Annotated in this window: 26 protein-coding genes; 10 read left to right on the forward strand and 16 right to left on the reverse strand. The window is 63.9% G+C overall.

The genetic code is table 11. The annotated features are described in order from the left end of the window. Nucleotides 1-705 (reverse strand): tRNA (guanine(46)-N(7))-methyltransferase TrmB, encoded by a 705-nt coding sequence (trmB, locus tag E5222_RS11215; protein WP_136693897.1) that lies wholly within the window; start codon nucleotides 703-705, stop codon nucleotides 1-3. A 325-nt stretch (nucleotides 706-1030) separates the two neighbouring features. Between trmB and E5222_RS11220 the strand changes: the two genes are divergently transcribed. After that, nucleotides 1031-2245, forward strand: a complete 1215-nt coding sequence (locus tag E5222_RS11220) for a mechanosensitive ion channel family protein (protein WP_136693898.1) — start codon at nucleotides 1031-1033, stop codon at nucleotides 2243-2245. Between the two features lie 102 nt (nucleotides 2246-2347). On the opposite strand, the gene ctrA is transcribed toward E5222_RS11220, so the two are convergent. Together ctrA and E5222_RS11230 are read right to left on the reverse strand one after the other, a co-directional pair. After that, nucleotides 2348-3049, reverse strand: a complete 702-nt coding sequence (gene ctrA, locus E5222_RS11225; protein WP_136693899.1) for a response regulator transcription factor CtrA — start codon at nucleotides 3047-3049, stop codon at nucleotides 2348-2350. A gap of 115 nt (nucleotides 3050-3164) precedes the next feature. Next, a complete protein-coding gene (locus tag E5222_RS11230) occupies nucleotides 3165-3788 on the reverse strand; it encodes a hypothetical protein (RefSeq protein WP_136693900.1) in 624 nt (207 codons plus the stop codon). Between the two features lie 136 nt (nucleotides 3789-3924). Between E5222_RS11230 and E5222_RS11235 the strand changes: the two genes are divergently transcribed. Then, nucleotides 3925-5064, forward strand: coding sequence for a hypothetical protein (locus E5222_RS11235; protein ID WP_136693901.1), 1140 nt, complete (start codon nucleotides 3925-3927; stop codon nucleotides 5062-5064). Between the two features lie 7 nt (nucleotides 5065-5071). Here the strand turns inward: E5222_RS11235 and rpoN are convergent, their stop codons facing one another. Both rpoN and lptB read right to left on the reverse strand, forming a co-directional pair. Continuing rightward, the gene (gene rpoN / locus E5222_RS11240; RefSeq protein WP_136693902.1) at nucleotides 5072-6550 is read right to left on the reverse strand and encodes an RNA polymerase factor sigma-54; all 1479 of its coding nucleotides are present in this window, start codon (nucleotides 6548-6550) and stop codon (nucleotides 5072-5074) included. Between the two features lie 23 nt (nucleotides 6551-6573). After that, nucleotides 6574-7338, reverse strand: coding sequence for an LPS export ABC transporter ATP-binding protein (gene lptB, locus E5222_RS11245; protein WP_136694314.1), 765 nt, complete (start codon nucleotides 7336-7338; stop codon nucleotides 6574-6576). A gap of 308 nt (nucleotides 7339-7646) precedes the next feature. On the opposite strand from lptB, the gene E5222_RS11250 reads away from it, so the two are divergent. Further along, a complete protein-coding gene (locus E5222_RS11250) occupies nucleotides 7647-7955 on the forward strand; it encodes a hypothetical protein (protein WP_246021727.1) in 309 nt (102 codons plus the stop codon). Between the two features lie 178 nt (nucleotides 7956-8133). Here the strand turns inward: E5222_RS11250 and ppa are convergent, their stop codons facing one another. Continuing rightward, entirely contained in the window at nucleotides 8134-8676 is a 543-nt protein-coding gene (ppa, locus tag E5222_RS11255) for an inorganic diphosphatase (protein WP_136693904.1), read from the reverse strand. Nucleotides 8677-8874: 198 nt separating this feature from the next. Between ppa and E5222_RS11260 the strand changes: the two genes are divergently transcribed. From E5222_RS11260 to metK, 7 genes are all read left to right on the forward strand, one after another. Beyond that, a complete protein-coding gene (locus E5222_RS11260; RefSeq protein ID WP_136693905.1) occupies nucleotides 8875-9984 on the forward strand; it encodes an LLM class flavin-dependent oxidoreductase in 1110 nt (369 codons plus the stop codon). Between the two features lie 149 nt (nucleotides 9985-10133). Further along, entirely contained in the window at nucleotides 10134-11363 is a 1230-nt protein-coding gene (gene hisS, locus E5222_RS11265) for a histidine--tRNA ligase (protein WP_136693906.1), read from the forward strand. Nucleotides 11364-11454: 91 nt separating this feature from the next. Then, entirely contained in the window at nucleotides 11455-12522 is a 1068-nt protein-coding gene (prfA, locus tag E5222_RS11270) for a peptide chain release factor 1 (protein WP_136693907.1), read from the forward strand. Nucleotide 12523: 1 nt separating this feature from the next. Further along, nucleotides 12524-13357 (forward strand): peptide chain release factor N(5)-glutamine methyltransferase, encoded by an 834-nt coding sequence (gene prmC, locus E5222_RS11275; protein WP_246021728.1) that lies wholly within the window; start codon nucleotides 12524-12526, stop codon nucleotides 13355-13357. A 248-nt stretch (nucleotides 13358-13605) separates the two neighbouring features. Then, complete coding sequence (locus tag E5222_RS11280; protein WP_136693909.1) at nucleotides 13606-14259, forward strand: DUF4167 domain-containing protein; 654 nt, start codon at nucleotides 13606-13608, stop codon at nucleotides 14257-14259. A gap of 87 nt (nucleotides 14260-14346) precedes the next feature. Beyond that, the gene (gene lnt, locus E5222_RS11285) at nucleotides 14347-15942 is read left to right on the forward strand and encodes an apolipoprotein N-acyltransferase (RefSeq protein ID WP_136693910.1); all 1596 of its coding nucleotides are present in this window, start codon (nucleotides 14347-14349) and stop codon (nucleotides 15940-15942) included. A 52-nt stretch (nucleotides 15943-15994) separates the two neighbouring features. Continuing rightward, nucleotides 15995-17203: a methionine adenosyltransferase gene (metK, locus tag E5222_RS11290; RefSeq protein WP_136693911.1), complete on the forward strand. Its 1209-nt coding sequence runs from the start codon at nucleotides 15995-15997 to the stop codon at nucleotides 17201-17203. 63 nt (nucleotides 17204-17266) lie between these two features. On the opposite strand, the gene E5222_RS11295 is transcribed toward metK, so the two are convergent. The 10 genes from E5222_RS11295 to E5222_RS11340 form a co-directional block, all read right to left on the reverse strand. After that, nucleotides 17267-18538 carry a spinster family MFS transporter gene (locus E5222_RS11295; protein WP_169053565.1) on the reverse strand — a complete coding sequence of 424 codons (1272 nt, stop codon included), beginning with the start codon at nucleotides 18536-18538 and terminating at the stop codon, nucleotides 17267-17269. Nucleotides 18539-18667: 129 nt separating this feature from the next. Next, a complete protein-coding gene (locus E5222_RS11300; RefSeq protein WP_136693913.1) occupies nucleotides 18668-19117 on the reverse strand; it encodes a hypothetical protein in 450 nt (149 codons plus the stop codon). A 72-nt stretch (nucleotides 19118-19189) separates the two neighbouring features. Next, entirely contained in the window at nucleotides 19190-19624 is a 435-nt protein-coding gene (locus tag E5222_RS11305) for a hypothetical protein (protein WP_136693914.1), read from the reverse strand. A 54-nt stretch (nucleotides 19625-19678) separates the two neighbouring features. Continuing rightward, a complete protein-coding gene (locus tag E5222_RS11310; protein WP_246021729.1) occupies nucleotides 19679-20053 on the reverse strand; it encodes a hypothetical protein in 375 nt (124 codons plus the stop codon). A gap of 99 nt (nucleotides 20054-20152) precedes the next feature. Then, nucleotides 20153-20698 carry a GbsR/MarR family transcriptional regulator gene (locus E5222_RS11315; protein ID WP_136693915.1) on the reverse strand — a complete coding sequence of 182 codons (546 nt, stop codon included), beginning with the start codon at nucleotides 20696-20698 and terminating at the stop codon, nucleotides 20153-20155. A 111-nt stretch (nucleotides 20699-20809) separates the two neighbouring features. Next, on the reverse strand, nucleotides 20810-21553 hold the full coding sequence (locus E5222_RS11320) for a hypothetical protein (protein ID WP_136693916.1): 744 nt from the start codon (nucleotides 21551-21553) through the stop codon (nucleotides 20810-20812). Between the two features lie 137 nt (nucleotides 21554-21690). Next, nucleotides 21691-22374: a glutathione S-transferase family protein gene (locus tag E5222_RS11325; RefSeq protein WP_246021730.1), complete on the reverse strand. Its 684-nt coding sequence runs from the start codon at nucleotides 22372-22374 to the stop codon at nucleotides 21691-21693. 6 nt (nucleotides 22375-22380) lie between these two features. Further along, a complete protein-coding gene (locus E5222_RS11330; RefSeq protein ID WP_136693917.1) occupies nucleotides 22381-23031 on the reverse strand; it encodes a CoA transferase subunit B in 651 nt (216 codons plus the stop codon). A 14-nt stretch (nucleotides 23032-23045) separates the two neighbouring features. Beyond that, a complete protein-coding gene (locus tag E5222_RS11335) occupies nucleotides 23046-23969 on the reverse strand; it encodes an HAD family hydrolase (protein ID WP_211196145.1) in 924 nt (307 codons plus the stop codon). 133 nt (nucleotides 23970-24102) lie between these two features. Next, nucleotides 24103-24822 carry a CoA transferase subunit A gene (locus E5222_RS11340; RefSeq protein ID WP_136693919.1) on the reverse strand — a complete coding sequence of 240 codons (720 nt, stop codon included), beginning with the start codon at nucleotides 24820-24822 and terminating at the stop codon, nucleotides 24103-24105. Between the last annotated feature and the right edge of the window lie 332 nt (nucleotides 24823-25154).

Below are 25154 nucleotides of genomic sequence, written 5' to 3' on the forward strand. Positions count from 1 at the left end.
TCAGCCGCGCCTGCGGAAGCGGAAGTACCAGACTTCGTGGCCATAAGTGTTGCGCGCCTTGTGCTCATAACGCGTCTCGGGCCAGCCGGAGGGGCGGACCTGCCAGCTCTTCGGTCCTTCGACTGTCCACTCGAACTCGTCGGTAAAGCGGCGCATTACCATCAGCGCGTGGCGAAGATAGACCGGGTGGTCGGTGCCGAAGCGGAATTCGCCGCCGGGCTTCAGCTTGTCGGCGATCAACTTCACGGGGCCATCGTTCATCATGCGCCGCTTGGCATGGCGCGCCTTGGGCCATGGGTCCGGGTGAAGCAGGTAGAGCATGGTCAGCGCGCCATCGGGAATGCGCGCCAGCACTTCCAGCGCATCGCCATGATGGATGCGCACATTGCCAAGGTTGCCTTCCTTCACATGGTTTAGCGCCTGCGCCACGCCATTGAGGAAGGGCTCTGCGCCGATAAAGCCGTGATCGGGCAGCAGGTCCGCCCGATAGGCCATGTGCTCGCCCGCGCCGAAGCCGATCTCGAAATGCAGCGGGCAATCGAAACCGAACAGCCGTTCGGCCGTCACGAGACCTTCCGCTGGCACCGCGATGCTGGGCAGGAATTCCTCCACCAGCTGCTGCTGATAGGCGCGCAAAGGCTTGCCCTGGCTGCGGCCATAGAGCCGGTTGAGCGTAGTCGGATCGCCTTCCTTGTGCGCTGTCATGTCTGCTGCGCATACATTTTTTTTGGTACGCCTCAAGCGCCGGCGTGCCCATCCGGGCACTTGGCTATCCTCGCCTGAATCCCTCCGCTTCGCTACGGGGCGGCTACGGGCGCGCGTTCGCGCTTGCGGGCCTGCGGCCCGTTCCGGAGCTTGGAGGAGGAGCTGCAGCAGCGCGGTCGCGTAGCGACCGCAAGGCGGAACGGCCGTCCGCATCGGGGGCAGCTTGCTGCCCGTCTAGCGAGGATGAAGGCGCGGATGCGCCTTCGCAAAGCAAACAAACTGCAAGGGTTGGATTGCCCGGAGAGGCACGCTAGGTCGCGCGGCCATGATCAATGACGCGACAACATTCTTCGCCGAACAGATGCCCTGGGTGCAGACGCTGATCGCGCTCGCCTTGCTCTTGCTGGGCGCCGCTGCGGTCAACTGGCTGCTCAAGAAGGTGATCCTGCGCATCGCCGCACCCTTCCTCGATACGCGGACCAGCACTGCGGACAAGGCCGCCGCGCGGCTCGCCACCGTCATCCCGCTGCTGATGGTCTCGCGCGGGATCGAGCTGGTGCCGAACCTGCCGCCGGAAGTCGCGGCGCTCATCACCAATATCGCCCGTGCCTGCATCGTGCTGTCCATCGCCATGGCGATGAGCAAGGGGCTCGACTACATCGACGAGCTCTATCGCCGCCGGCCGGAAGCGAAGACGCGCCCGATCAAGGGCTATGTCCAGGTCGTCAAGATTCTCGTCTATTGCGCGGCGGCGATCATGATGGTCTCCGTCCTGATCGAGGAATCGCCGCTGCTGCTCCTCTCCGGCCTCGGCGCGATGGCGGCGGTGCTGATGCTGGTGTTCAAGGACACCATCCTCTCACTCGTCGCCAGTGTGCAACTGTCGAGCAACGACATGCTGCGCGTGGGCGACTGGATCGAGATGCCCGGCATGAATGCCGATGGCGATGTGATCGATATCGCGCTGCACACGGTGAAGGTGCAGAATTTCGACAAGACCATCACCACCATCCCCACGCACAAGCTGATTTCGGACAGCTTCCGCAACTGGCGCGGGATGAGCGAGAGCGGCGGCCGGCGGATCAAGCGCGCGCTGCCGCTGGACCAGAATTCGGTGCGGTTCCTGACGGATGAGGAAGTGGACGGGCTGCGCCGCTTCCGCCTGCTCGGCGATTACCTCTCCAAGAAGGACGAGGAGCTGAAGGAATGGAACGCGCGTGAGCTGGCGGGGGATACCAACCCGGTCAATGCGCGGCGGATCACCAATATCGGCACATTCCGCGCCTATGTGATCGCTTACCTGAAGGCGCATCCCCGGCTCGCCACCAAGGGCTTCACCCTGCTGGTGCGCCAGCTGGAGCCGACGCCCAAGGGCCTGCCGCTGGAGATCTACTGCTTCACCTCGACCACCGATTGGGGCGAGTATGAGAGCATCCAGGCCGATGTCTTCGACCACCTCATCGCGATCCTCCCCGAATTCGGCCTGCGCCTCTACCAGCAGCCGAGCGGGCTGGACGTGAAGGAAATGCGGATCGCCTGATCCCTAAAAAGCAGCAACGACGAAAACGGCCCGCCTTCCTGATGGAAGACGGGCCGTCTCGCTGTGTTCACACCAATCTCGATGGGTACCGAGAGATTTGGTTCAGGCTGCTTCGATTTCCTCGTCCGCATCGGGATCGCGCAGCACATAGCCACGGCCCCATACGGTCTCGATATAGTTTTCGCCGCCGCAAGCGCTGGAAAGCTTCTTGCGCAGCTTGCAGATGAAGACGTCGATGATCTTGAGTTCGGGCTCGTCCATGCCGCCATAGAGGTGGTTGAGGAACATTTCCTTGGTCAGCGTGGTGCCCTTGCGGAGCGAGAGCAGCTCCAGCATCGCATATTCCTTGCCGGTCAGGTGCACGCGGGCCCCATCGACTTCGACCGTCTTGGCGTCGAGGTTCACGGCCAGCTTGCCGGTGCGGATGACCGACTGGCTGTGGCCCTTCGAACGGCGCACCACGGCGTGGATGCGGGCGACCAGCTCGTCACGATGGAAGGGCTTGGTAACGTAATCGTCGGCGCCGAAGCCGAAGCTGCGGATCTTGGAATCCATTTCAGAAATGCCGGAGAGGATCAGGACCGGGGTCTGCACCTTCGCGACGCGCAGCTTCTTCAGAACGTCGTAGCCATGCATGTCGGGCAGGTTAAGATCGAGCAGGATGATATCGTAGTCATACAGCTTGCCCAGATCGAGGCCTTCTTCGCCAAGATCGGTCGAGTAGACATTAAAGCCTTCGGTTGTGAGCATGAGCTCGATTGCCTTGGCGGTTGTCGGCTCGTCTTCGATCAGCAGCACGCGCATTGTGGGTGTCCCCTTGTTTCCCCGGCGGTAACCCCTCCTTAGGAGAGGTTGCCGCGAATTAACCACGCAACTTGTCACCAAAAAAGGTTAATAACAGGTTTAACGCAATGCGGATTCACTGCTGAGTCTTTCTGGCAACACCCTGCGCAGGCCCGTCGCCAACGAAGCGCGGGTCCGTATCGAAAGCGGCGGCAATCCGCCGGAAGGTGCCAGCCATTGCCTGCCCCTGGGGGGTAATCCGGAAACGGCCGGGCGCCACCTCAATGATATTGCCCGTCGTGGTCTGCTCTTCCATGCGCCGGGCGATCTGCTCCCAATCGGTCAGATAGGTGCGCTGGAACTCCGCCTGCAGCTCACCGGTGGTGAAACTGCTCTCGGCATGGCGGTCCATATGGCTCAGCAGGTAAACCGTGATCGAGCGGTCGACCGTTACGGGAAAGACGATCAGGAAACCGATGCTGAGGCTGAAGGTCGTGGCGATGGCGGCGACCACGAGATCGGGTGAGAACAGCTGCCATCGCCTGTTCACCGCTATCATTGCCAGGAAGAGAAGCAGACAGGCTGCCGCGATCAGCACTACGCCACGGTAGAAGACCGTGTCGAACTGGCTGCCCGCGCCGATCACGGCCAGGCCGAGAAACAGGGTGAAGCCGATAGCAGACGCCGCTGCCAGCTTCGCGGCGGCGGCCGCATAGGCGGCAAGTCCAGCCTGCCAGTCCGAAACCCTTCGCGTGTTCATGTCCCGCTCCATTCCGAAGGCCGGGTAACGCCGGCTTCACTGGACTGGTCGTATGGGCGAAAAGCAATGACAAGGTCCAGTGTGCGCACCGATTGTCGATATCGGGTGGCAGCGGCTATGGAGGATCGGGGGGCAAATGATGCGTGACGAGCGGGCAGGGGTGGAAGCAAGGCCGGGTGCGGCATGGGTCGCGCTCGTCCTCGCCACCGGTGTGCTGGCGCGCTTGCTGCTGCCTTTCCATGAGCACAATTTCGATGTCGATTCCTATCGCATCGTGGCCGACATCATGGCGGCCGGCGGCAATGTCTATGCCGAAACGCCGCGCTATAATTACGGGCCGGTGTGGTTCAACATCGTCCATTGGCTCGACCTGCTGCCTTCACCGCCCGGTGCGGATCCGACCAAGGCGCTGCATTTCAAGATCGCCGCTTTCCTGACGCTGGTCGATGTCGGCCTGTTTGCCATCCTGCTGCGCCGCTTTTCGCTGAAGGTGGCGGCGCTGTTCTTCCTGAATCCGATCTCGGTGATCATCACCGGCTATCACAGCCAGTTCGACAATTTGCCGGTCCTGATCGGCTTTGCCGCCATCCTCTATGTCGGCAAGCTGCAGGGCTGGCGCGGGCAGGCGGTGCTGCTGCTGGGGCTCGGCCTGTCACTGATGGCCAAGCACCTGCTCTTCGTCTTTCCGCTCTGGCTGGCGATGAAGCGGCAGAGCTGGCGCGACCGGTTGCTGGTTGTCGGCGTTCCCTACACTCTCTTCCTGCTCGGCTTCGCCGCCTATGCCCCCGTCGGGTGGAGGGGCATTCTCGACAATGTCTTCCTCTATCGCTCGTTCAATGCCGCGCCTCTCTGGCGCCTGCTCCTGCCCGATGCGCTGGTGGACAGCATCCCGGTCGTCCTGCTGTTTATCGGCGCCTTGCTGGCTCTGGGCTATTGCGTCCGCGAACGCGACGATTTCGAGAAGCTGCGCATCTACCTGATCGGGCTGGTGGTGTTTTCCTCGGCCATGGCGAACCAGTACCTAGCGATCCCCGCCGCCTCGATCGCGATGAACTGGAACCTGCCCTACGCCATGTATTCGTGGACCGGCACGCTGGTCCTGGCGGTGCATTCGGATGGCCTTGCGCTGCTGGGGGCTCTCTGGAGTCCGGCGCTCTCGCAGCTGGCCTATCAGGCATTGGTAGCCTGTCTGGCGATAGGGCTTGCCCTCGATGTATCGGGGCGTTCACCCAGGCGGCTATTGGCCTCCCTTCGCGCAAGGATTGCGCGGCGGTAGCCGGCGGTCAGATACTCTCCAGCTTCTTCTGCCGCCTTCGCTGCACGCTCGACCCAATCCCGATAGCCTCGCGATATTTCGCCACGGTGCGCCGCGCCAGATCGAAGCCTTCGGCCTTGAGCAGCTCCACCAGCTTGTCGTCCGAGAGGATCTTCTTCGGGTCCTCGGCATCGGTCAGCGCCTTGATGCGGGCCTTGACCGCTTCGGCGCTGGCGCCCTCGCCATCCGCACCGCCGCCGACGCCGGAGGTGAAGAAGTATTTGAGCTCGAAGGTCCCGCGCTCGCAATGGAGGTATTTGTTGCTGGTCACGCGGCTGACCGTGCTTTCGTGCATCTCGATCGCCTCGGCCACCTTGGCAAGGGTGAGGGGCTTCAGTTCGGACACGCCGCGGCGGAAGAAGCCGTCCTGCTGCTTCACGATTTCGCTGGCGACCTTGAGGATCGTCTTCTGCCGCTGGTCGAGCGCCTTCACCAGCCAGTTGGCATCGGCCAGCTTCTCGCTCAGCCAGCCTTTGGACTGCTTGTCGGTACAGCCGCCGCGCAGTTCCACATAATATTCGCGATTGATGATGAGGCGCGGCAGCGTCGCCTGGTTGAGCTGGATGTCCCAGCCCGTTTCACTGCTCGCGCGGATCAGCACATCGGGCGTGACCGGCGCGCTGTCGCTGCGGGCGAATTTGAGGCCCGGCTTGGGATCGTAGCTGCGCAGTTCGCCAAGCATGTCGGCGAAATCCTCGTCATCGACATCGCAAATGCGCTTGAGCTGGGCGAAGCTGCCTTTGGCCAGCAGGTCCAGGTTCGCGAGCAGCACTTCCATGCAGGGGTCGTAGCGGTCCGCCTCCTTCGCCTGCAGTGCGAGGCATTCGGCCAGGCTGCGCGCCCCGACGCCGGTGGGATCGAGCGACTGCACCAGTTCCAGCGCCGCTTCCGCTTCAGCCAGCGGAACGTTCAGGTCGGAGGCAAGATCGCGCAAGGAAGCGGCGAGATAGCCGGCATCATCGAGCAGGCCGATGATGTGTCGGGCGATGAAGGCGGTGCGCACATTGGGCGCGGCGGGGCCGACCTGCGTTTCGAGATGCGCGGCAAGGTCCGCCTCCACATCGCCATGTTCGCTGATGTCGGGCCCGTCCTCGCCGCCGCCGGAGCCCGGGGCTGCGGACCAGTCGCCCGTGTCGCGATCGATATCCAGCGCGGCGGGATCGAGATCGAGCGGGGCGTCGCCCTCACCGCCGCCCGCCAGCATCAGCTCGTCGGAAGTGGGGGCATCGGGCGGCGTATCGCCATCCGCAACAGCGTCGGGCGCGTCATCGCCCGCCTCGCGCGAGACTTCGCCCGCTTCGAGCAGCGGGTTGCTCTCCAGCGCCTCGCCGATGAAGGTTTCGATTTCCAGATTGGACAGCGCCAGCAGCTTGATCGCCTGCTGCAGCTGCGGCGTCATGACAAGCGACTGGCTTTGCCGCAGGTCCAGCCTGGGTCCCAGCGCCATCGGCTACTTCCTCCCGACAGCCATCACAGCGTGAAGGATTCGCCGAGATAGAGGCGGCGCACATTCTCGTCGGCGACCAGCTCCTGCGGGCTGCCGGCGAAGAGGACCTGCCCGCCATAGATGATGCAGGCGCGGTCCACGATATCGAGCGTTTCGCGTACATTGTGGTCGGTGATCAGCACGCCGATGCCGCGGCGCTTCAGGTCCCTTACCAGGTCGCGGATATCCGCAATGGACAGCGGGTCGATGCCGGCAAAGGGCTCGTCCAGCAGCATGATGGAGGGCTTGGCGGCCAGCGCGCGGGCGATCTCGCAGCGGCGGCGTTCACCGCCAGACAGCGCCATGGCCGGGCTGTCGCGCAGGCGAGTGATGTGGAATTCCTCGAGCAGTCGCTCCAGCTCCGCCTCGCGGGTGGCCTTGTCGGGCTCGACCATTTCGAGCACGCAATTGATGTTCTGTTCCACCGTCATGCCGCGAAAGATGCTGGTTTCCTGCGGCAAATAGCCAAGGCCCAGGATCGCGCGGCGATACATGGGCAGGCTGGTGACATCGACGCCGTCCATCATGATGCGCCCGCTATCGGGCTTCACCAGCCCCATGATCGAATAGAAGCAGGTGGTCTTGCCCGCGCCATTGGGGCCAAGCAGGCCCAGCACCTCGCCCTTCGCCACGGTCAGCGAGATATCGGTCAGGACCGCGCGCTTGTCGTAACTCTTGGCGATGGAGACGACTTCCAGCCCGCCTTCGGGCGGCAGGTCGGGCGCGGCGCCTTCATGCGCATGTTCCATGCTTTCCGCCAGCGACTCGGTGTCGAGGCCAGCTTCATCGAGAGTGGGATCATCCATGCTCATAGCTTGCCATCTAGCACCTTCAGCGGCGCTTTGAAGGGGAATTGGCAAGATTCCTGCATGTCCCCCGTGGAGACACCTCCGCCGCTGTCCTTGGCGATATGGTTACCACTCTTGCAACGGCGCCGCCGAAATGTAATAAATCGTATCGGGATTGGATAAGGAGCATTGCCATGGAAAGGGCAATCACAAGCTCCGTCGAAAGGTCGCATAAAACCACGACGGATCAACTGGATTGGCGTAAGCGTATGAGTGACCATGTGGCTTTCGGGCTGCTGGTCTATACCGGCCTGCAAATCGCCTTGACCACTTTGGTGCTCAAGACCAACCACAGTTCCATCCTGCCCTATTTCGCGCTCATCCTGCTGGTGTTCGCCGTTATCCCGGCCTGCCGGCTGTTCGAAGCGCGCTGGTCCGAACTCGATGATGCGCAGGCTGCCGATCCCGCCTTGGAATCGCTGTTCAAGCGCGACCGCGCGCTGGTCTGGCTCAGCGCCCTTGGCCTGCCCTTTGCGCTGACCGGCCTGTTCAAGGGTCTTGCGTTCCTCTTCGCCTGATAGCGGCAAACTCACGGCACAGATAAAGGGACCGCGAGGCCGAGCCGCGCGATCCCGCGAATGTCAGCTGCTTGTATGCAGAGGCCCCCATCGCTGTGCGAAAGGGAGGAAGATAGGCAGCTACGGCCCCAAAGGGGGCCGCAAGCGCGAATGCGCCTGCCAAAAGTCAAAAGAACCCTCAGCCCTTCGCCTTATCCGCCTCGTAACGCTCGATAGCTTCCAGCGTCACCCGCTTAGCCTCGGCGGCATCGCCCCAGGCGCCGATGCGGACCCACTTTTCGGCTTCCAGATCCTTGTAGTGGGTGAAGAAGTGTTCGATCTGCTGGAAGATGATCGACGGCAGGTCCTTCGTTTCCCCGACGTCGGAATAATAGGGGAAGGTCGTGTCCACCGGCACGCAGATCAGCTTTTCGTCGCCGCCATGCTCGTCTTCGAGGTTCAGCACGCCGATCGGACGGGCGCGCACCACGCAGCCGGCGATGAAGGGCGAGCGGGCGATCACCAGCGCATCCAGCGGATCGCCATCGGGGCTCAGCGTATGCGGGATGAAGCCGTAATTCGCCGGATAGCGCATCGGCGTGTGCAGGATGCGGTCGACGAACAGCGCGCCGCTCGGCTTGTCGAATTCGTACTTCACCGGTTCGCCGCCGGTGGGCACTTCGATGATCACGTTCAGGCTCTCGGGCGGATTATCACCGACCGGAATATGTTCGATACGCATGGATGCTTGCTCGTCCTCTTTCGCGAGATTCGTGGCGGCACCCCCTCCCAAAATCCGGCGCGGGGTTAGAACATAAGGCCGCGCAATGCCACAGCCGAATTGCTCCAATAGGCAAAGTGAGTCATTCTAACGGGCGTGATAATGGCGGGCTGAAGAGTCGCAAGGACCGTGGCCGGCCAGTGGAGAGGGAGAGAGACCATGCATGTAGGACTGGCCACCGGCTTCGCGCACCAGCGCGGCGATAGCTATGACGATGCGCAATTCGTGCGCGAGGAGCTGGAGAACCTGATCCTGGCGGACGAGCTGGGCTATGATTCGGTGTGGATCACCGAGCACCATTTCTCCGACTATTCGATGTCCAACGATCCGCTGCAGCTGCTCACCTATCTTGCGGGCAAGACCAAGAATGTGAAGCTGGGCACGCAATGCATCATCGTGCCGTGGCACAATCCGGCGCGGCTGGCGGAAAAGATCATCAATCTCGACATCATGAGCGGCGGCCGCGCGATCCTCGGCTTCGGCGGCGGGCTGGCCCCGCATGAATTCGCCGGCCTCGGCATCGATCAGAACGATAGCCGCGCGCTCTATAACGATATCCTCGACGTCCTGATTCCGGCACTGGAAACCGGCGTGATCGAGGGCGAGGGCGCTTTCGGCTCCATCCCGCGCAGCGAGCTTCGCCCGCGCCCGGTCAAGAGTTTTGCCGGCCGAAAGTTCTGCGGCTCGCTGTCGGGCAATTCGATGTATGCGGCGGCCAGGCACGGCTTCGGCAACATGGTCCTGATGCTCCCCCAGCGCGGCAAGGAGGCTCCGCCGGACCAGTACAAGGGCGTGTGGGACGAGGTGCACACTGACGGCTCAAGCCCGCCGCCGCCCATGCTCTCGGGCAATTTCTACATCCATGAGGATGGCGATTATGCGCATGAGCAGGGGCAGAAATACCTCGCCAACACGATGCGTGCGGCGATCACCAACTACCATCTCGACAAGCCCGGCACCTTCGCCAATGTGAAGGGGTATGAGCATTATGAGAAGATGATGCTCGCCCCCGAACAGATCGACGAATATTGCGAGAATTTCGGCAAGGGCGCGGTCACCGGCACGCCGAAGGATATCCTCGAGCGGCTGTGGGAGCTGAAGGAAATCTACAACCCGCAGGGCTTCTTCCCGCATGTCTATTTCGGCGGCATGCCGCAGGACGATTGCGTGCGCTCCATCCGCATGTTCGCGGAAGAGGTGATGCCCGAGCTGAAGAGCTGGAAGGCGGAAACCAGCATCGACGACCTGTTCCTCGAGGCTGCGGAGTAGCGCACTTCAAACCGTCATTGCGAGGAGCCGCCAGGCGACGCGGCAATCCAGGGCAGTTCGCGTGCCACCCTGGATTGCCACGCTCCGCTCGCAATGACGCGCGGCGGGGAATTGCCCTTGGCGGCCAGCATGCCTAAAGGCTGCTCCCCATGAGCAAGGTAGAAACGCCGCGCCCCATTCGCGGCACGCAGGACATTTTCGGACCCGATGCGGAGGCCTTTGCCTTCGTGGTCGAGACATTCGAGCGCGTGCGGAAGCTTTACCGCTTCCGCCGCGTGGAAATGCCCGTGTTCGAAAAGACCGAGGTCTTCGCCCGCTCGCTGGGCGAGACGACCGACGTGGTCTCCAAGGAAATGTATTCCTTCGACGATCGCGGCGGGGAATCGCTGACGCTGCGTCCGGAATTCACCGCCGGAATCGCGCGCGCCTATCTCACCGATGGCTGGCAGCAATATGCGCCGTTGAAGGTGGCGACGCATGGCCCGCTGTTCCGTTACGAGCGCCCGCAAAAGGGCCGCTATCGCCAGTTCCACCAGATCGATGCGGAGATCATCGGCGCCGCCGAACCGCAGGCCGATGTCGAGCTGCTGTGCATGGCGGACCAGTTGCTGAAGGAGCTGGGCGTCGCCGATGGCGTGACCTTGCAGCTCAACACGCTGGGCGATGCCGACAGCCGCGACAGCTGGCGCGCGGCGCTGCTCGCCTACTTCCAGGCGGTGCGCGGCGAGCTGTCGGAGGACAGCCAGGATAGGCTCGAGCGCAACCCTCTGCGCATCCTCGATTCCAAGGATCCGCGCGACCAGGCCTTCGTTGCCGATGCGCCCAAGATCGACGAATTCCTGACTGCCGAGGCTGAGGACTTCTTCGGCGCGGTGACCAGCGGCCTCGATGCGGCGGGCGTGAAGTGGCAGCGGCTCGACAAGCTGGTGCGCGGCCTCGACTATTATCGCCACACGGCCTTCGAATTCATCACCGACCGGCTGGGCGCGCAGGGCACGGTGCTCGGCGGCGGGCGCTATGACGGGTTGATGGAGAGCCTCGGCGGTCCCGCAACGCCTGCGGTCGGCTGGGCTGCCGGGATCGAGCGGCTGGCGATGCTGGTCGAAGGTGTCGGTGAGGATGTCGCGGACTGGGCGGTGGTCGTTGAGGACGATGCCACGCTGGGAGAGGCGACCGGCGCACTCGGGGCCATTCGTCGTGCGGGCATGTCGGCAGAGCTCTTCGCTACGGGGAGCCCGCGCAAGAGGTTCGACAAGGCCGTCAAATCCGGCGCGCGATCCATTGTGTCATACGCTATGCGCGACGGGACGATTGATCGACGGATCAAAGCTGGCGACGCTGATGGTATTCGGCTGGTCGGCGCACTCAAGGAGTCCTAGACCTCGTCATCCCCGCGAAGGCGGGGATCCAGATGATGCCGAGCGAACTGGATTCCCGCCTTCGCGGGAATGACGAATAGAGAAGATTGCAATGACCATCCCCGCCGAACGCCTGCAGCAAATCACCCACCGCTTTGCGGAGCTTGAGGCGCGCATGGCCTCGGGCCAGCTGGAGGGTGAGGCGTTCGTGCAGGCTTCCCGCGACTATGCCGAGCTGGAGCCGGTGGCGAAGGCGGCGGCGGAAGTCACCGCGATGCGCGAGGAGATTGCCGGGCTCACCGAAATGCTCGCCGATCCCGAAATGAAGGCCATGGCCGAGGAGGAGCTAGCGGGCCTCAAGAAGGCCCTACCGGGGGCCGAGCGCGACCTGGCCATAGCCATGCTGCCCAAGGACGAGGCCGACCAGCGCCCCGCCATGCTCGAAATCCGCGCCGGCACCGGCGGCGATGAAGCGGCGCTCTTCGCCGGCGATCTCTACCGCATGTATGAGCGCTTCGCGGCCGAGCAGGGCTGGCGCGTCGAACCCGTCAGCATGAATGCGAGCGATGCGGGCGGCTTCAAGGAAATCGTGGCCAATATCACCGGGCAAGGCGTGTTCGCCAAGCTCAAATGGGAAAGCGGCGTGCACCGCGTGCAGCGTGTGCCGGTGACCGAAAGCGGCGGGCGCATCCATACTTCCGCCGCCACCGTTGCCGTGCTGCCCGAGCCGACCGAGGTCGATGTCCAGATCAACGATAACGACCTCAAGATCGATATCTACCGCGCCTCCGGGGCGGGCGGACAGCACGTCAACACCACCGACTCTGCTGTGCGCATCACCCACCTGCCCACTGGTCTCGTGGTGATCCAGCAGGATGAGCGCAGCCAGCACAAGAACCGGGCCAAGGCCATGCAGGTGCTGCGCGCGCGCCTCTATGAGAAAATGCGTGAGGAAGCGCAGGGCGAGGAGGCCGCGGCACGGCGCGCCATGGTCGGATCGGGCGACCGCTCCGAACGCATCCGCACCTACAACTTCCCGCAAGGCCGCGTGACCGATCACCGCATCGGCCTCACCCTGCACAAGCTGGACGAGGTGCTGGCGGGGCAGGCGCTGGGCGAGATCGTCGATGCCCTCACCGCCGAAGACGAGGCCAAGCGCCTCGCGGCGATGGAGGCCTGAGGTGACGGTCGCCGAGGCCCTGCGCGATGCGGCCCGGCAGCTGGAAGCGACATCGGGCACGGCGCGGCTCGACGCCGAAGTGCTGATGGCCCATGCGCTTGGGGTGACTCGCTCCGACCTGTTATTGAAGCATATGGACTCCGACGTTCCGGACAGCTTCGCCGATCTCCTCGCCCGCCGCATGCAGTGCGAGCCGGTCGCCTACATTGTCGGCCTGCAGGAATTCTACGGCCGCGATTTCGTCGTGAATTACGAAGTGCTGATCCCGCGCGGCGATAGCGAGACGATCATCGAAGCTGCGCTCGCCCATGCCCCGGCAAAGGCGCGCGTGCTCGATTGCGGCGTGGGCACGGGCGCGCTCCTGCTTACCGTGCTGGCCGAACGTCCGGAGGCGGAAGGGATCGGCATCGACCGTTCGCTGGGCGCCATGGCCGTCGCCTCGCTCAATGCCTCGCGGCTGGGGCTGCAGGAGCGGGTGCATATCCTCCATCGCAACTGGCATGAGCCGGACTGGAAGGATGAGCTCGGCCAGTTCGACCTCATCCTCGCCAACCCGCCCTATGTCGAAACCACCGCCACGCTCGATCCCGATGTTGCCGATTGGGAGCCGGCAGAAGCGCTGTTCGCCGGGCCGGAGGGGCTGGACGACTACCGCATCCTCATCCCCCAATTGCCCGCCCTTCTGGCTGCAGGCGGGGTGGCCGTCCTCGAAATCGGCGCGGCACAGGCGGATTCGGTGGCGAAGATCGCGCAAGCGGCTGGTTTTTCGACAAAATTACATCGCGATCTTGCCGGCAGGCCGCGTGCGCTGGTGCTAATGCTTACCGGCGATTGAGTCCTCTTCAGATTAGGACTTGGCAAACCATTTGCGAGTAGCTACCTCTATTGACAGGCCCATGGTGCAAAAGGCGTCTTAGCCATGACCTGGGGCCTGAAACTCCTCAATTTGCTGTGTAAGCGGCGCTGATACGCCCTTAGCCTACGCAAATCGGAGAACGTGCAGCTGCGTAAGGCGCTGCAACGCGGGGTCATGCGACCGGAGAGAATGAAAATGCCGGTCCCAGCGAGGAAGCGGAATTTCCTTTGAATAATCAACGCAATAACAATCGTCGCCGTGGCCGCGGAAGCTCTCGCGGTGGAGGCGGGGGGCACCAGTCCAACCGGATCGATTCGCGCGCTCGGGGCAATGCGCCGCAGCTGCTCGAAAAGTACAAGAAGCTGGCGCACGAAGCGTCGCTGAACGACGATCGGGTGCAGACCGAATACTACCTGCAATTCGCCGATCACTATTTCCGCGTCATTGCCGACAGCAAGGCGCAGAAGGATGAGCAGCGCGCCAAGCGCGATGCGGAGCGTGGCGACAGCCGCGACGATGATGACGGTGACGAGGACGATCGCACCGAGGATCGCAGCCAGCGCAAGCAGCGCGGCCGCTCGCGGCGCGAGAAGTCCGAGGACGATGGCGACCAGCAGGGCCAGCGCGGCCATGAGGGCGACGCCGATGACGGCGATAATCCCTTCGCCGAAAAGCCGAAGAAGAAGCGCACCAGCCGCAAGAAGGCCGATGATGGCGACAGCGATGGCGGGCTCGATCCGGACATGCTGCCGCCTTCCATCGCGCGCGGCGATGACAGCGATGACGATGACGAGCCGGAGGCAAAGCCGCGCCGCTCGCGTGCTCGCAAGCCGCGCAGCAGCGATGACGGCGGCGAGGACGAGCTGCAGGCCGTAGGCTGATCGCCGCTGCGCGCTGAAAGGCGCGCTGCGAGCGATAGCTTCCGCTAGCACTTGTCAGCCGTGTCCAGCCGGTCCAGTGAAGCGCCGATGACGCGCTTCGCCGGGATTTTCAGTGCCATCGCAGAGGGCAGGCTTCCGGCCCGCGCGGGCTGGCTCGCCGTGCTGCTGGGAGTGCTATCCGCCACCGGCTTCCAGCCATTGGCGCTGTGGCCGCTCGGCCTGCTGGCAACCGGCCTGTTTGCGGCCATGATCCCGGCCACATCGGGCTGGAGGCAGGCGGCATGGCTCGGCTGGCTCTTCGGCATGGGCCATTTCACCTTCGGCAACAACTGGATCGCCGTCGCCTTCACCTACCAGGCGAACATGCCCGCCGTGCTCGGCTGGCCGGCCGTGCCATTGCTCTCAATTCCCCTTTCGGCCTTTCCCGCCCTCGCGGCGCTGGGCACGCGATTGATCGCGAAGCAGCATGCTGGCGGCATGGCGTTTGCGCTGGCCTTTGCCGGGTGCTGGATCATTGCCGAATGGCTGCGCAGCTGGGTCCTCACCGGTTTTGCCTGGAACCCGCTCGGTATCATGCTGCTGGGGCCGATGGACCGGCCGGGACTGGCGGCTTTGGCACCCGTTCTGGGCACCTATGCGCTGTCCGGCCTTGCCGCCCTGCTGGCAGCCGGGCTGGCGTGGCTCTTGCTTGCGCGGCGCTGGTTGCCATCGGTGCTGGCGGTGCTGCTGCTCGCCCTGGGCATCTACTGGCCTGCCGGCGAAGGTGAGGAAGGCACGCTGCCCGTCACCATTGCGCAGCCCGATATACGCCAGGAATGGCTCCATGATCCGCGCCAATATGAGAACAGCTTTCTCAGGCTTGCCCAGCTCTCGCTGCCGCGCGGAGAGCCTGGCGAGCATCGGCTTGTGCTGTGGCCGGAATCGGGCTTGGCCGACTATCTGGAGAGCGGCTATCCCCAGCGCTATTACACGCGCACCACCGCGCTCGGCAGCCCGGAATACGCCCGGATGCGTATCGCTCGTACCTTGGGCGAGGGAAGCATGTTACTGACCGGCGGGCAGCGCCTCGAACTCGCCGAAGGACGGCTGGTCGGGGCGTGGAATTCGGTGACCGCACTCGATGACCGGGGCGGGATTGCAGGCGTGTATTCAAAGGCTCACCTTGTGCCCTTTGGCGAATACCTGCCCCTGCGCCCACTGCTGGAGCCCATCGGCCTGAGCCGCCTTGTCCCCGGTTCCATCGACTTCCTGACCGGTCCCGGCCCCGCGACGCTCGACCTTGGACCCCATGGCCGCGCGGGTGTGCAGATCTGCTACGAGATCGTCTTTTCAGGGCAGGTCGTTGACCGCGATGACCGCCCCGATTTTATCTTCAATCCGACCAATGACGGCTGGTTTGGGGCTTTCGGCCCGCCGCAGCATTTTGCCCAAGCCCGGCTGCGCGCGATCGAGGAAGGCCTGCCGGTGTTGCGCGCCACCACCACTGGCATCTCCGGCGTGATCGATGCGCGCGGCGTGGTGCGGGCGATGCTGCCCAGCCATCATGCGGGCCGGATCGATGTCATGCTCCCTCCCGCCGCAGAGCCGACGCTCTTTGCTCGCCTCGGCAATCTCCTGCCGCTCGCCTGGGCGTTCTTGCTTCTGCTCCTCGCATCCGTTGCAATGCATAGAACGCAGCGTTAGACCTCGAAGGCGAAATTTCCTTTCCAATCTTCCCTAAGGACAGCACCACGACATGCGCCAATCCTATCTCTTCACGTCTGAAAGTGTCTCCGAAGGCCATCCCGACAAGGTGTCCGACCAGATTTCGGACGCCATTGTCGACCTCTTCCTGTCGAAGGATCCGGAGGCGCGCGTCGCCTGCGAAACGCTGACCACCACCCAGCTGGTGGTGCTGGCGGGGGAGATCCGCTGCAAGGGCGTGTACGAGAATGGCGAGTGGGCACCCGGCGCGCTGGAGGAGATCGAGCGGACGGTGCGCAATGTGGTGAAGGACATCGGCTATGAGCAGGATGGCTTCCACTGGGAAACGCTGACTTTCGAGAACCACCTGCACGGCCAGTCCGCGCATATTGCGCAGGGCGTCGATGCCAGCGGCAACAAGGATGAGGGCGCGGGCGACCAGGGCATCATGTTCGGCTATGCCGCCGACGATACGCCCGACCTGATGCCCGCCACGCTCGATTTCAGCCACAAGATCCTGCAGCAGATGGCGGCGGACCGTCACTCGGGCAAGGCGCCTTTCCTGGAGCCCGATGCCAAGAGCCAGGTCACCCTGCGTTATGAAGGCAGCGTGCCGGTGGCCTGCACCGCCGTGGTCGTCTCCACCCAGCATGCGCCGGGCTACGACCAGGGCGAGAAGGAGCAGGAGCTGCACGACTATGTGAAGTCGGTGATCGCCGACGTCATCCCGGCCGAGCTGCTCAGCGACGAGACCGTCTATCACATCAATCCCACCGGCAGCTTCGAGATCGGTGGTCCGGATGGCGATGCGGGCCTGACTGGGCGCAAGATCATCGTCGATACCTATGGCGGCGCATCGCCCCATGGCGGCGGTGCCTTCTCCGGCAAGGACCCGACGAAGGTGGACCGTTCGGCCGCCTATATCAGCCGCTACCTCGCCAAGAACATCGTCGCGGCGGGCCTTGCCCAGCGCTGCACCATCCAGCTCGCCTATGCCATCGGCGTGTCGAAGCCGCTGTCGCTCTATGTCGATACGCACGGCACCGGAACGGTGGGCGACGACAGACTGGAAGAGGCGATCAATTCGATCGGGAAGCTCGGCGGCCTGACCCCGCGCGGCATCCGCACGCATCTGGGCCTCAACAAGCCGATCTACCGCACCAGCGCCGCTTACGGCCACTTCGGCCGCAAGGCGGAAGGCGACTTCTTCCCGTGGGAGCGGACCGACCTGGTGGACGATCTCAAGGCCGCGCTTGGCTGATTGGACATTCTCCTTTCGTGAGTTTCTGAAGGGGCGGGGCCGCACAAGGCCTCGCCCCTTTATCTATGCGCCCGAGGCTCCCTTGGTGCTCGCCAGATCCCGCGCATAGTGCCGCGCGGCGAGCAGGTAGTGCACCCCCGCCCAGACATAGAGCGCGCCGGTAATCGCCATCGCCAGTACCAGCCCGTCGACCTCGCCCCGGCTCGCGGCAAAGCCATCGCTCATATAGCCCAGCAGGATCGGCCCGAAGGCGCTCGCGAGGCCATAGAACACCTGCAGCACCGCATAGGCCGTCGCCCGCATCCGCGGATGCATCAGGTTCTGCAAGGCGGCGAAGGTGATGCCGAGATAGCCGAAGCACAGGAAGGTCGCGACGCTCACCAGAGCCAGCAACGTCACCAGCTCCTCGCGCGTGATCGCCCATACATAGATCGGCCCGCCCAGCAGCAGGCACACGGCGGGCACCAGCGCATAGGCGGCCGGGTTCTTCTCCCCCAGCCGGTCCCCCAGCATGCCGCTGACGATCACGGAGATAGCGGCGGGCGCGCTGGCGATCACGCCTGCATAGAACCCCGCCTCGGCCAGCCCGACCTCGAACTTGCGGATCATCAGCGAGGTGAAGAAGTAGTTGAGCCCGAAGCCCAGCATCGCCGCCAGCGCCGATCCGAAGACGAGGTTGCGCGCGCTCGGCAGGCCCAGCAGCCGCTTCAGCACCGCGCCCATCGGCGGCACATCCTCATCGGCGGCCGCGCCGTCGAAGGCCCCACGTTTCGGCTCTGCCACCAGGAACCAGGCGATCACTGCCAGCAAGCCGCCGGGGATCGCCGCCATCAGGAAGGTGAAGCGCCAGTCATATTCCTGCGCGATCCACCCGCCGCCAACGAAGCCCACGAATGCGCCAATGGGCGGCGCGAGCATCAGGATCGAGATCGCAAGGCCCCGGCGATTGGCAGGGAAGTAGTCGGCGATCACCGATTGCAGGCTGGGCAGCCCGATCGCCTCGCCCAGGCCCACGCCCATGCGCGCCAGCAGCAGCTGGATCCAGCCACCGGCCCAGCCGCACAAGGCCGTCGCCGCCGACCACACCAGCGTCCCGGCGGAGATCAGCGACAAGCGCCGCACCCGTTCCGCCAGCCGTGCGATCACCAGCCCCGCGCCGATATTGAGCACGGTGAAGGCCAGCGCCATCAGCGAGACCTGCCCGTCCGACAGGCCGAACTCGCCCTTGATCGGCTCCACCAACACATTGACCACGATGCGGTCGATAAAGCCCACCGTGCTGATCGCCGCCAGCACCACCAGCGCCAACCATGGCGAATTGCGCCGCATATCCATGTCGGTCGTCTCTCCCTCTCCCCCGCGCCTTCGGGCGCTTGCCCCATGGCTCCCACCAAGCGCGGGCATTTGCAAGCGCGACGGCGCGTGGAACGCCAAAGCGGGGTAAATGTGAAAGGGTCTTGCGGCTCATTTCCCAGCCCCGATCCCGCCGCGACGCTCCGCCGCATCCAGCCGCCGGAGGAACTGCAACAGCGCGGAATTGCCCGGTTTGCGCCGTGCGCGGAGGAAGCGGCCCCGGCGCATCGCGATCCGCACCGGCCCGGCAAAGGCATGTTCGGGCAGCTCCCCGAGTGTAACCTTCCGCTGCGGCACGTCCCGCCCGCGATGCAGCGCGATCACCGCATCCCACGCATGGGCCAGGCTCTCCGCCCCCTCGCAGCGGCGCAAGCGATAGGCGGCCATGCGGCTCATCCCCACACGCGCCGCAGCTTCCGCCACCGACCCGGTTTCGGCGAGGAAGCCGATAAAGCGCACCTGCCGCTCATAGCTCCAGCCATCGCGACGGTCGCGCAAGGGGACGGGGAGGAAGAGCGGTACACGCGCATAGCGTGGCCAGCTTGATGCGGAGCGGGTCATGCCGCGCCGGATGGAGGGGTCAGGGGTGTGTAGGAAAGGGGGGTGCTTTCCGCCTAAACGAGAGCGGAGCGTTTATTCGCTTTCAAGTCCGCAGTCTTGTGATTGGACCTTCGTCCTCCACATGCTCCAGCGGAATGCCGTCGCCGTGCCCGCCAGCGTGCCCGGAATGCCAAAGAGAAGGCCCACCGCGCCTTCTCCTACAAGTGCGGCAAGTAGCGTCGCCGGAATCAGGAACCCAAACAGCGCCCCGGCAATCATGTAATTTACTGGGCTTTCCATGCCTGCTTCACCAAGCAGTGCAGTGAGTGGCAAGCCGATTGCGATTGCTGCCGCGAGCACCAGCAGGCCAGCATAGACGAGCGGCAGGAAAGCGGCCCAGATCATTTCCACCCCGCTGTGCTCCAACCCCGACCAGAAGACGGGAATGGTTATGAGCAGAAATGGCGCACCGCCTGCCGACGTGCCCCACAGCACAGCTGCGGCCAGGTTGCGGATTGCATCTCTCATATCAGCCTCCTTACGCGACCGGCGGGGACAGGCTTTCGCCTGCCCCCTGTCGCATCATCCGTTCAGCACATGCGCTTCGCGGATCCAGCGTCCGACCTTGCGCCCGAACTTCGCGATCGCGTGCATGTTGAAGAAGTGCCATCCGCCCAGGACCAGCACGGCGAGGCCGACCTTGGTGGCGATGAAGCGGATTGCCTCGGGCCCGGTCGTCGGCTCGCGTCCAAATTGCAGGGCGAGCAAGATGAAGCCCAAGTTCACGAGGTAGAAGCCGACCACCAGCAAGTGGTTGGTGCTGCGCGCCAGCTTCTCGTCATGGCCGAAGCAGTCGATCAGGAAAATTTCGCCATTGGAGCTGAGCGTGCGGGCGACCCAGACGGTCAGCCCGATGCTGAAGGCGAGATAGAGGGCATAGCTTACTTCGATCAACATCGTTTCCTCCTGTTGTTTCGGTAAATACAGAAATATTTTTGCGAAGTTCGGGGAAGGTGGGTCTGGCGTCTCCTTTTCAGCTTTCTGGTTGGGTTGGGGTCACCCCTTCCCAGACTTCCCCGGGATCAGCCGCGCGACCTTGCCGCCCAGCTTCATCAGCGTGACGAGCGTGGATTTGGGCAGGCGGCGAACATCCTCATACCAATTGGCGAGCGTGCCGATGAATTCGTGCATCCGGCCGATCCGCTCGCGGACATGGGCGGGCACGTCCTTGCGGCCCTCCAGCTTCTCGGCGAGCTCGCGCAGGGTCTCGATGGTTGGGTCGATCTCGCGCTTCTTGCGCTCGGCACTGATGCGCATGAGCATGTCCCACAGGTCCGTCTCGGCCACGAAATGGTCGCGCCGGTCGCCCGCGACATGCTGGCGGCGGATGATGCCGTAGCCCTGCAATTCCTTGAGCGCGTTGGAGACGTTGGAGCGGGCAAGGCCCAGCGTCTCGCAAACCTCCTCCGCATGCAGCGGCCGGTCGGACAAATAGAGCAGCGCGTGCACCTGGCTGACCGAGCGGTTCACACCCCAATGGCTGCCCATCTCCCCCCAATGGAGGATAAAGGCTTCGGCCTCGGGGATATCGGTGATCTTCACGGCTCGGCTGCGTCCTTGGGGATTTCTGTCGTTTCAGAAATGACTGATCTGACGCGCAATGTCAATCGGTTGGCAGGCGTGACGCAAGAATGGCGAGGAAGAGGTCTCTATTCATATGCCATTTCCTTCGCTGAAGGCACTGCCACTCAATCCGTAAGGCGATCCGACCGCCGTCCCTCGACCACTCAGATAACCGCCCCCGAGCCGACTGAGCCAACCAAGACGTTCCTCAATCCCCGTCGTCACATCCTCATCGGTTATCTCGATGGTGATGCGCTCGACGCCCAAGCTGTCGGGAGACACCTCGCGCACGGTGCGCGGGTCGGCGGGATCGGAGAAGGTCACGAACATCGGCCAGGCCGGGAAGTCGGGGTCGCCCGAGCCGCTGTGGCGCCGCAATTCGTCCACCGGGACGCGGCGGCGCAATTCCTGCGGCCCTTCGATCGCCACCATCGCCTGATGGTCGCGAGCGCGCAGGTCGAGATCGCCCGACTGGTTCTCCCCCGTCCAGTTGTCGGTGGAGGCGCTCTGTGCCTTCGTCACCAGTGGCATCAGTGCAAGTTCGGCGGCAAAGGCACCGTATTGCGGACTGCCTGACTTGCCGATCAGGGCATAATAGGTACGCCCGTTGGGGTGATCGATGATCACCGCCTCACCGCGCATGGACGTCTTGACGGTTCGTCCGGTCGAATCGACAACGCTGGACACCTCCTCCTGCTCCACTGCCCGGACCGAGGAGAAGGCCTGCCCGCCAACATAGACGGTCATCTTGTAATGATAGTCCGGGAACGCATCGTCGCCGCACGAAGCGAGCGAGAGCGCCATCAGTGCCGCCACCAGAAACCGCCCTATCACGCCCAATTCTCCTCTCGCCGGCCTGTTTGTGACAGGCGCAATGATCAGAGCAGCATCATAGCGCGAAATGGTAAGCGCCTGCTTTCGGTGGGGAGCGCGGCAACTCGCCCTTCGCCGGGCTCAGGGCGAACGGAGGGCTATTGACGGAAGTCCTCGGTGATCCGTCCCGCCGCGCCGATCTCGGCCTCGTGGCTCTGCTCGCGCCATGTTTCGGCGAGGGCGGCTTGTTCCCATTCCTGCATGGCGGGGTGGGCGATGACGTGGTCGACCCAGGCTTGCCCTTTGCCTACGTCGAGGCCGAAGGTGCGCACGCGGTAGGCGACGGGAGCGAAGAAGGCGTCCACGGCGGTGAAGTCCGGCCCGCCGAGCCAGGGGCCGCCGAAGCGTTCCAGCCCTTCCTCGAACAATTCGCGGATGCGGGCGACGTCCTTGGTTAGCGCGGCGTCCTGCCCCTCCTGCTCCACCCGCACGCCGACATTCATCGGGCACTGGTTGCGCAGGGCCGAGAAGCCGCCATGCATTTCGGTGACCGCGCACATGGCGAAGGCGCGCGCCGCCTCGTCCTTGGGCCACACGCCCTTATGCCGCTCGGCGAGGTAGAGCGTGATGCCGAGCGAATCCCAGATCGTGCGGTCGCCATCGAGCAGGACGGGCACTTGTCCGCTGGGCGAGAAGGCGCGGAATTCCTCCCAGTTTACCGGCTTGAGGAAGGGCTCGATCCGGTCGGCGAAGGGGATACCCAACGCCTTCATCAGCAGCCAGGGCCTGAGGCTCCAGCTGGAGTAATTCCGGTTGGCGGTGATGAGCGTGTAGGCGGTCACTTCCGGTCAGCTTTCGTAATGGGCGGTGGTCTTCTCGGCGACTTCCTCCGCCGTCACGCCGGGGGCGAGTTCCACCAGTTTGAAGGGGGCGTCGTGGTCGGGCCGCTGGAACACGGCGAGGTCGGTGACGATCATGTCGACCACGTTCTGCCCGGTCAGCGGCAGCGTGCATTCGGGAATGAACTTGGGATCGCCATGCTTGGAGACATGCTCCATCACCACGATGATCTTCTTCACGCCCGCGACAAGGTCCATCGCGCCGCCCATGCCCTTCACCATCTTGCCGGGGATCATCCAGTTGGCGATGTCGCCTTTCTCGGACACTTCCATCGCACCCAGTACGGTGAGGTCGATATGCCCGCCGCGGATCATGGCGAAGCTGGCCGCGCTGTCGAAATAGGCGGAGTGCGGCAGCTCGCTGATCGTCTGCTTGCCGGCATTGATCAGGTCGGCATCCACCTCGTCCGGATAGGGGAAGGGGCCGATGCCCAGCATGCCGTTCTCGCTCTGCAGCGTGACCTGCATACCTGCCGGGATATGGTTCGCGACCAGCGTGGGAATGCCGATGCCGAGATTGACATAGAAGCCGTCCTCCAGCTCCTGCGCGGCGCGGGCAGCCATTTCGTCACGGGTCCATCCTTTGGCCTCTTGGGGCATACAGGTGCAATCCTTCAGTCGAGTGGTGGGGGAGCGATGAACCAGCCTTGGCCGATATGCACTTCCAGCGGCTCGGCCAGCGCGGGGTCGCGCAAATAGTCGAAGAGTTCGTCGAAATCGCCGCGGTTATCGCCGAGGATGGCGATGAGGCAGTGGCTCTCGCCCAGCGCGTGGCGCCGCTCCTGCTTCCTCTCCGCGCCGAGGCCGGTGGCGATCAGCGGGTCGATGCCGCCGGGATCCATGCCACTTTCCTTCAGCAGTTCGCGCAGCTGCGGCTCGGCATCGGGCAGGTGGCCGCTGATCCAGTAGATCGTCGCCCCGCGCCGCCGCAGCGTGGCGAGGGAGGTGGCGAATTCCGGATCGGGTGCGCTGCTGCTCGTGAGCGGGATGAGGCCGCCAGCGGGATCGAGATCGATCAGCACGGCAGGCGGCAGGCGCTCGCAGCTCTTGAGCGCCGGGTTGAGGCTGGGCGGATCGGCCAGCAGCATGCTCTCGCGATCACCGGGTTTGGCGAGACTTGCAAGGGTGAATTCGTAGAAACTGCGAAAGCCGGTAAGCGGCGACGGGAGGGTGAGTGCCGGCTGGCTGGCCGGCCGCCGGGCGGGCGCCATCTCCAGGACGCTGGCAGCCAATGCAGGCAGCTCCCGTGTCGCAGGTTCGGGGCGGGGGGCGGTTACGGGAGGAGGGGCCGGAGTGCTCTCCGTTCTGGCAGGAGCCCTGAAGTCGGCAAAGGCGGTGGCGACGTCCGTCGCCTCCTCTTCCGGCGCGGGGGCCGCGATGATGGTTTCCTCCTCCGAGGCTGCTGCTGCGGCAAGCGACTGCTCCTGCACATTTGCGCCGCGTTCGGAACGCGGGACGAAGGGCCCGTCGATCGCCGCGAGGATGTTCACCTTGTCCAGCGTCTGGCAGCCCTGCAACATGCCGGCCGAGAGCGCCATCAGCGCGAATAAGCGGGTGCGCCGACGCATCAGTTGGGCTTCCGGTAGTCCTGCACCGTGTCGAGTCCGGTGGTGTTATGGCCACGCTCGGCATCGATGGCGCCGGGATGACCGCCTGTCTTCTTGCCGATCATCAGGCCGCCTCCCTCTCACGCGTGGTGGTGAACTCGATCTTCTTGTCATAAGGCGCGCCGACCACCATGCGCTGGACATAGACGCCGGGCAAATGGATGCAGTCGGGATCGAGCGATCCGGCAGGCACCACTTCCTCCACCTCGACCACGCAGGCCTTGCCGCAGGTTGCGGCGGGCAGGTTGAAATTGCGCGCGGTCTTGCGGAACATGAGGTTGCCCGTCTCATCCGCCTTCCACGCCTTGACGATCGACAGGTCGGCGAAGATGCCATGTTCGAGGATGTAGTTTTCCGGTCCGTGCGGGCCGTCGAAGCTCTTCACTTCCTTGCCCTCGGCCACCTGCGTGCCGACGCCGGTCTTGGTGTAGAAGCCGGGAATTCCCGCGCCGCCTGCACGCATGCGTTCGGCCAAAGTGCCTTGCGGGCAGAATTCCACCTCCAGCTCGCCCGCCAAGTACTGCCGCTCGAACTCCTTGTTCTCGCCGACATAGGAGCTGATCATCTTCTTCACCTGGCGGCTGCGCAGCAGCATGCCGATGCCTTCATTGTCGATCCCGGCATTATTGCTGGCGAAGGTAAGGTCCTTCACCCCGCTGTCGCGAATGGCGGTCAGCAGCCGTTCGGGAATGCCGCACAGGCCGAAGCCGCCGCTCGCGATCAGCATGCCGTCATGCAACAGGCCGTCCAGAGCGGAAGCTGCATCGGGAAAGAGTTTCTGCATGGGAAGGGCGCCTCCGACCGGGTTGATCCAGGGGCGAACAATAGGCGTCTCCCGCAGCCCTGTCACCCGCAGTTCATTTATAGTGCAACGCAACATAGCGGGCACGCAAGCGGCAAAATCCAGTATCCAAAGCAACCTGTTAACCAGATTGAAACCATGAAAATAATTTATAATCAAATAGGTATATAGAGTTGCATAAAAGTCAACTCCAGTTGCGCTTTTCGCACTTGCGAAATAAAGTGCCCTCCAGCATACCAAACCTGCCTTTCAGGCATCCTCTCCCAAAACTTTCCAGGCCCGGTTTTTCTAACCGGGCCTTTTCTTTTGCCTGC

The organism is Alteraurantiacibacter aquimixticola (genome assembly GCF_004965515.1).
Taxonomy (GTDB): Bacteria; Pseudomonadota; Alphaproteobacteria; order Sphingomonadales; family Sphingomonadaceae; genus Alteraurantiacibacter; species Alteraurantiacibacter aquimixticola.

What these genes read in the sequence shown, in the direction of transcription:
- ppa (WP_136693904.1), bottom strand. Translation starts at nt 8,676, where the DNA reads ATGCGTATCGAACATATTCCGGTCGGTGATAATCCGCCCGAGAGCCTG.
- ctrA (WP_136693899.1), bottom strand. Translation starts at nt 3,049, where the DNA reads ATGCGCGTGCTGCTGATCGAAGACGAGCCGACAACCGCCAAGGCAATC.
- E5222_RS11305 (WP_136693914.1), bottom strand. Translation starts at nt 19,624, where the DNA reads ATGAGAGATGCAATCCGCAACCTGGCCGCAGCTGTGCTGTGGGGCACG.
- E5222_RS11220 (WP_136693898.1), top strand. Translation starts at nt 1,031, where the DNA reads ATGATCAATGACGCGACAACATTCTTCGCCGAACAGATGCCCTGGGTG.
- hisS (WP_136693906.1), top strand. Translation starts at nt 10,134, where the DNA reads ATGAGCAAGGTAGAAACGCCGCGCCCCATTCGCGGCACGCAGGACATT.
- lnt (WP_136693910.1), top strand. Translation starts at nt 14,347, where the DNA reads ATGACGCGCTTCGCCGGGATTTTCAGTGCCATCGCAGAGGGCAGGCTT.
- E5222_RS11295 (WP_169053565.1), bottom strand. Translation starts at nt 18,538, where the DNA reads ATGGATATGCGGCGCAATTCGCCATGGTTGGCGCTGGTGGTGCTGGCG.
- E5222_RS11330 (WP_136693917.1), bottom strand. Translation starts at nt 23,031, where the DNA reads ATGCCCCAAGAGGCCAAAGGATGGACCCGTGACGAAATGGCTGCCCGC.
- E5222_RS11340 (WP_136693919.1), bottom strand. Translation starts at nt 24,822, where the DNA reads ATGCAGAAACTCTTTCCCGATGCAGCTTCCGCTCTGGACGGCCTGTTG.
- E5222_RS11310 (WP_246021729.1), bottom strand. Translation starts at nt 20,053, where the DNA reads ATGTTGATCGAAGTAAGCTATGCCCTCTATCTCGCCTTCAGCATCGGG.
- E5222_RS11260 (WP_136693905.1), top strand. Translation starts at nt 8,875, where the DNA reads ATGCATGTAGGACTGGCCACCGGCTTCGCGCACCAGCGCGGCGATAGC.
- E5222_RS11230 (WP_136693900.1), bottom strand. Translation starts at nt 3,788, where the DNA reads ATGAACACGCGAAGGGTTTCGGACTGGCAGGCTGGACTTGCCGCCTAT.
- E5222_RS11300 (WP_136693913.1), bottom strand. Translation starts at nt 19,117, where the DNA reads ATGACCCGCTCCGCATCAAGCTGGCCACGCTATGCGCGTGTACCGCTC.
- E5222_RS11250 (WP_246021727.1), top strand. Translation starts at nt 7,647, where the DNA reads ATGAGTGACCATGTGGCTTTCGGGCTGCTGGTCTATACCGGCCTGCAA.
- rpoN (WP_136693902.1), bottom strand. Translation starts at nt 6,550, where the DNA reads ATGGCGCTGGGACCCAGGCTGGACCTGCGGCAAAGCCAGTCGCTTGTC.
- lptB (WP_136694314.1), bottom strand. Translation starts at nt 7,338, where the DNA reads ATGGAACATGCGCATGAAGGCGCCGCGCCCGACCTGCCGCCCGAAGGC.
- E5222_RS11235 (WP_136693901.1), top strand. Translation starts at nt 3,925, where the DNA reads ATGATGCGTGACGAGCGGGCAGGGGTGGAAGCAAGGCCGGGTGCGGCA.
- E5222_RS11335 (WP_211196145.1), bottom strand. Translation starts at nt 23,969, where the DNA reads ATGGCGCTCTCGGCCGGCATGTTGCAGGGCTGCCAGACGCTGGACAAG.
- prfA (WP_136693907.1), top strand. Translation starts at nt 11,455, where the DNA reads ATGACCATCCCCGCCGAACGCCTGCAGCAAATCACCCACCGCTTTGCG.
- trmB (WP_136693897.1), bottom strand. Translation starts at nt 705, where the DNA reads ATGACAGCGCACAAGGAAGGCGATCCGACTACGCTCAACCGGCTCTAT.
- metK (WP_136693911.1), top strand. Translation starts at nt 15,995, where the DNA reads ATGCGCCAATCCTATCTCTTCACGTCTGAAAGTGTCTCCGAAGGCCAT.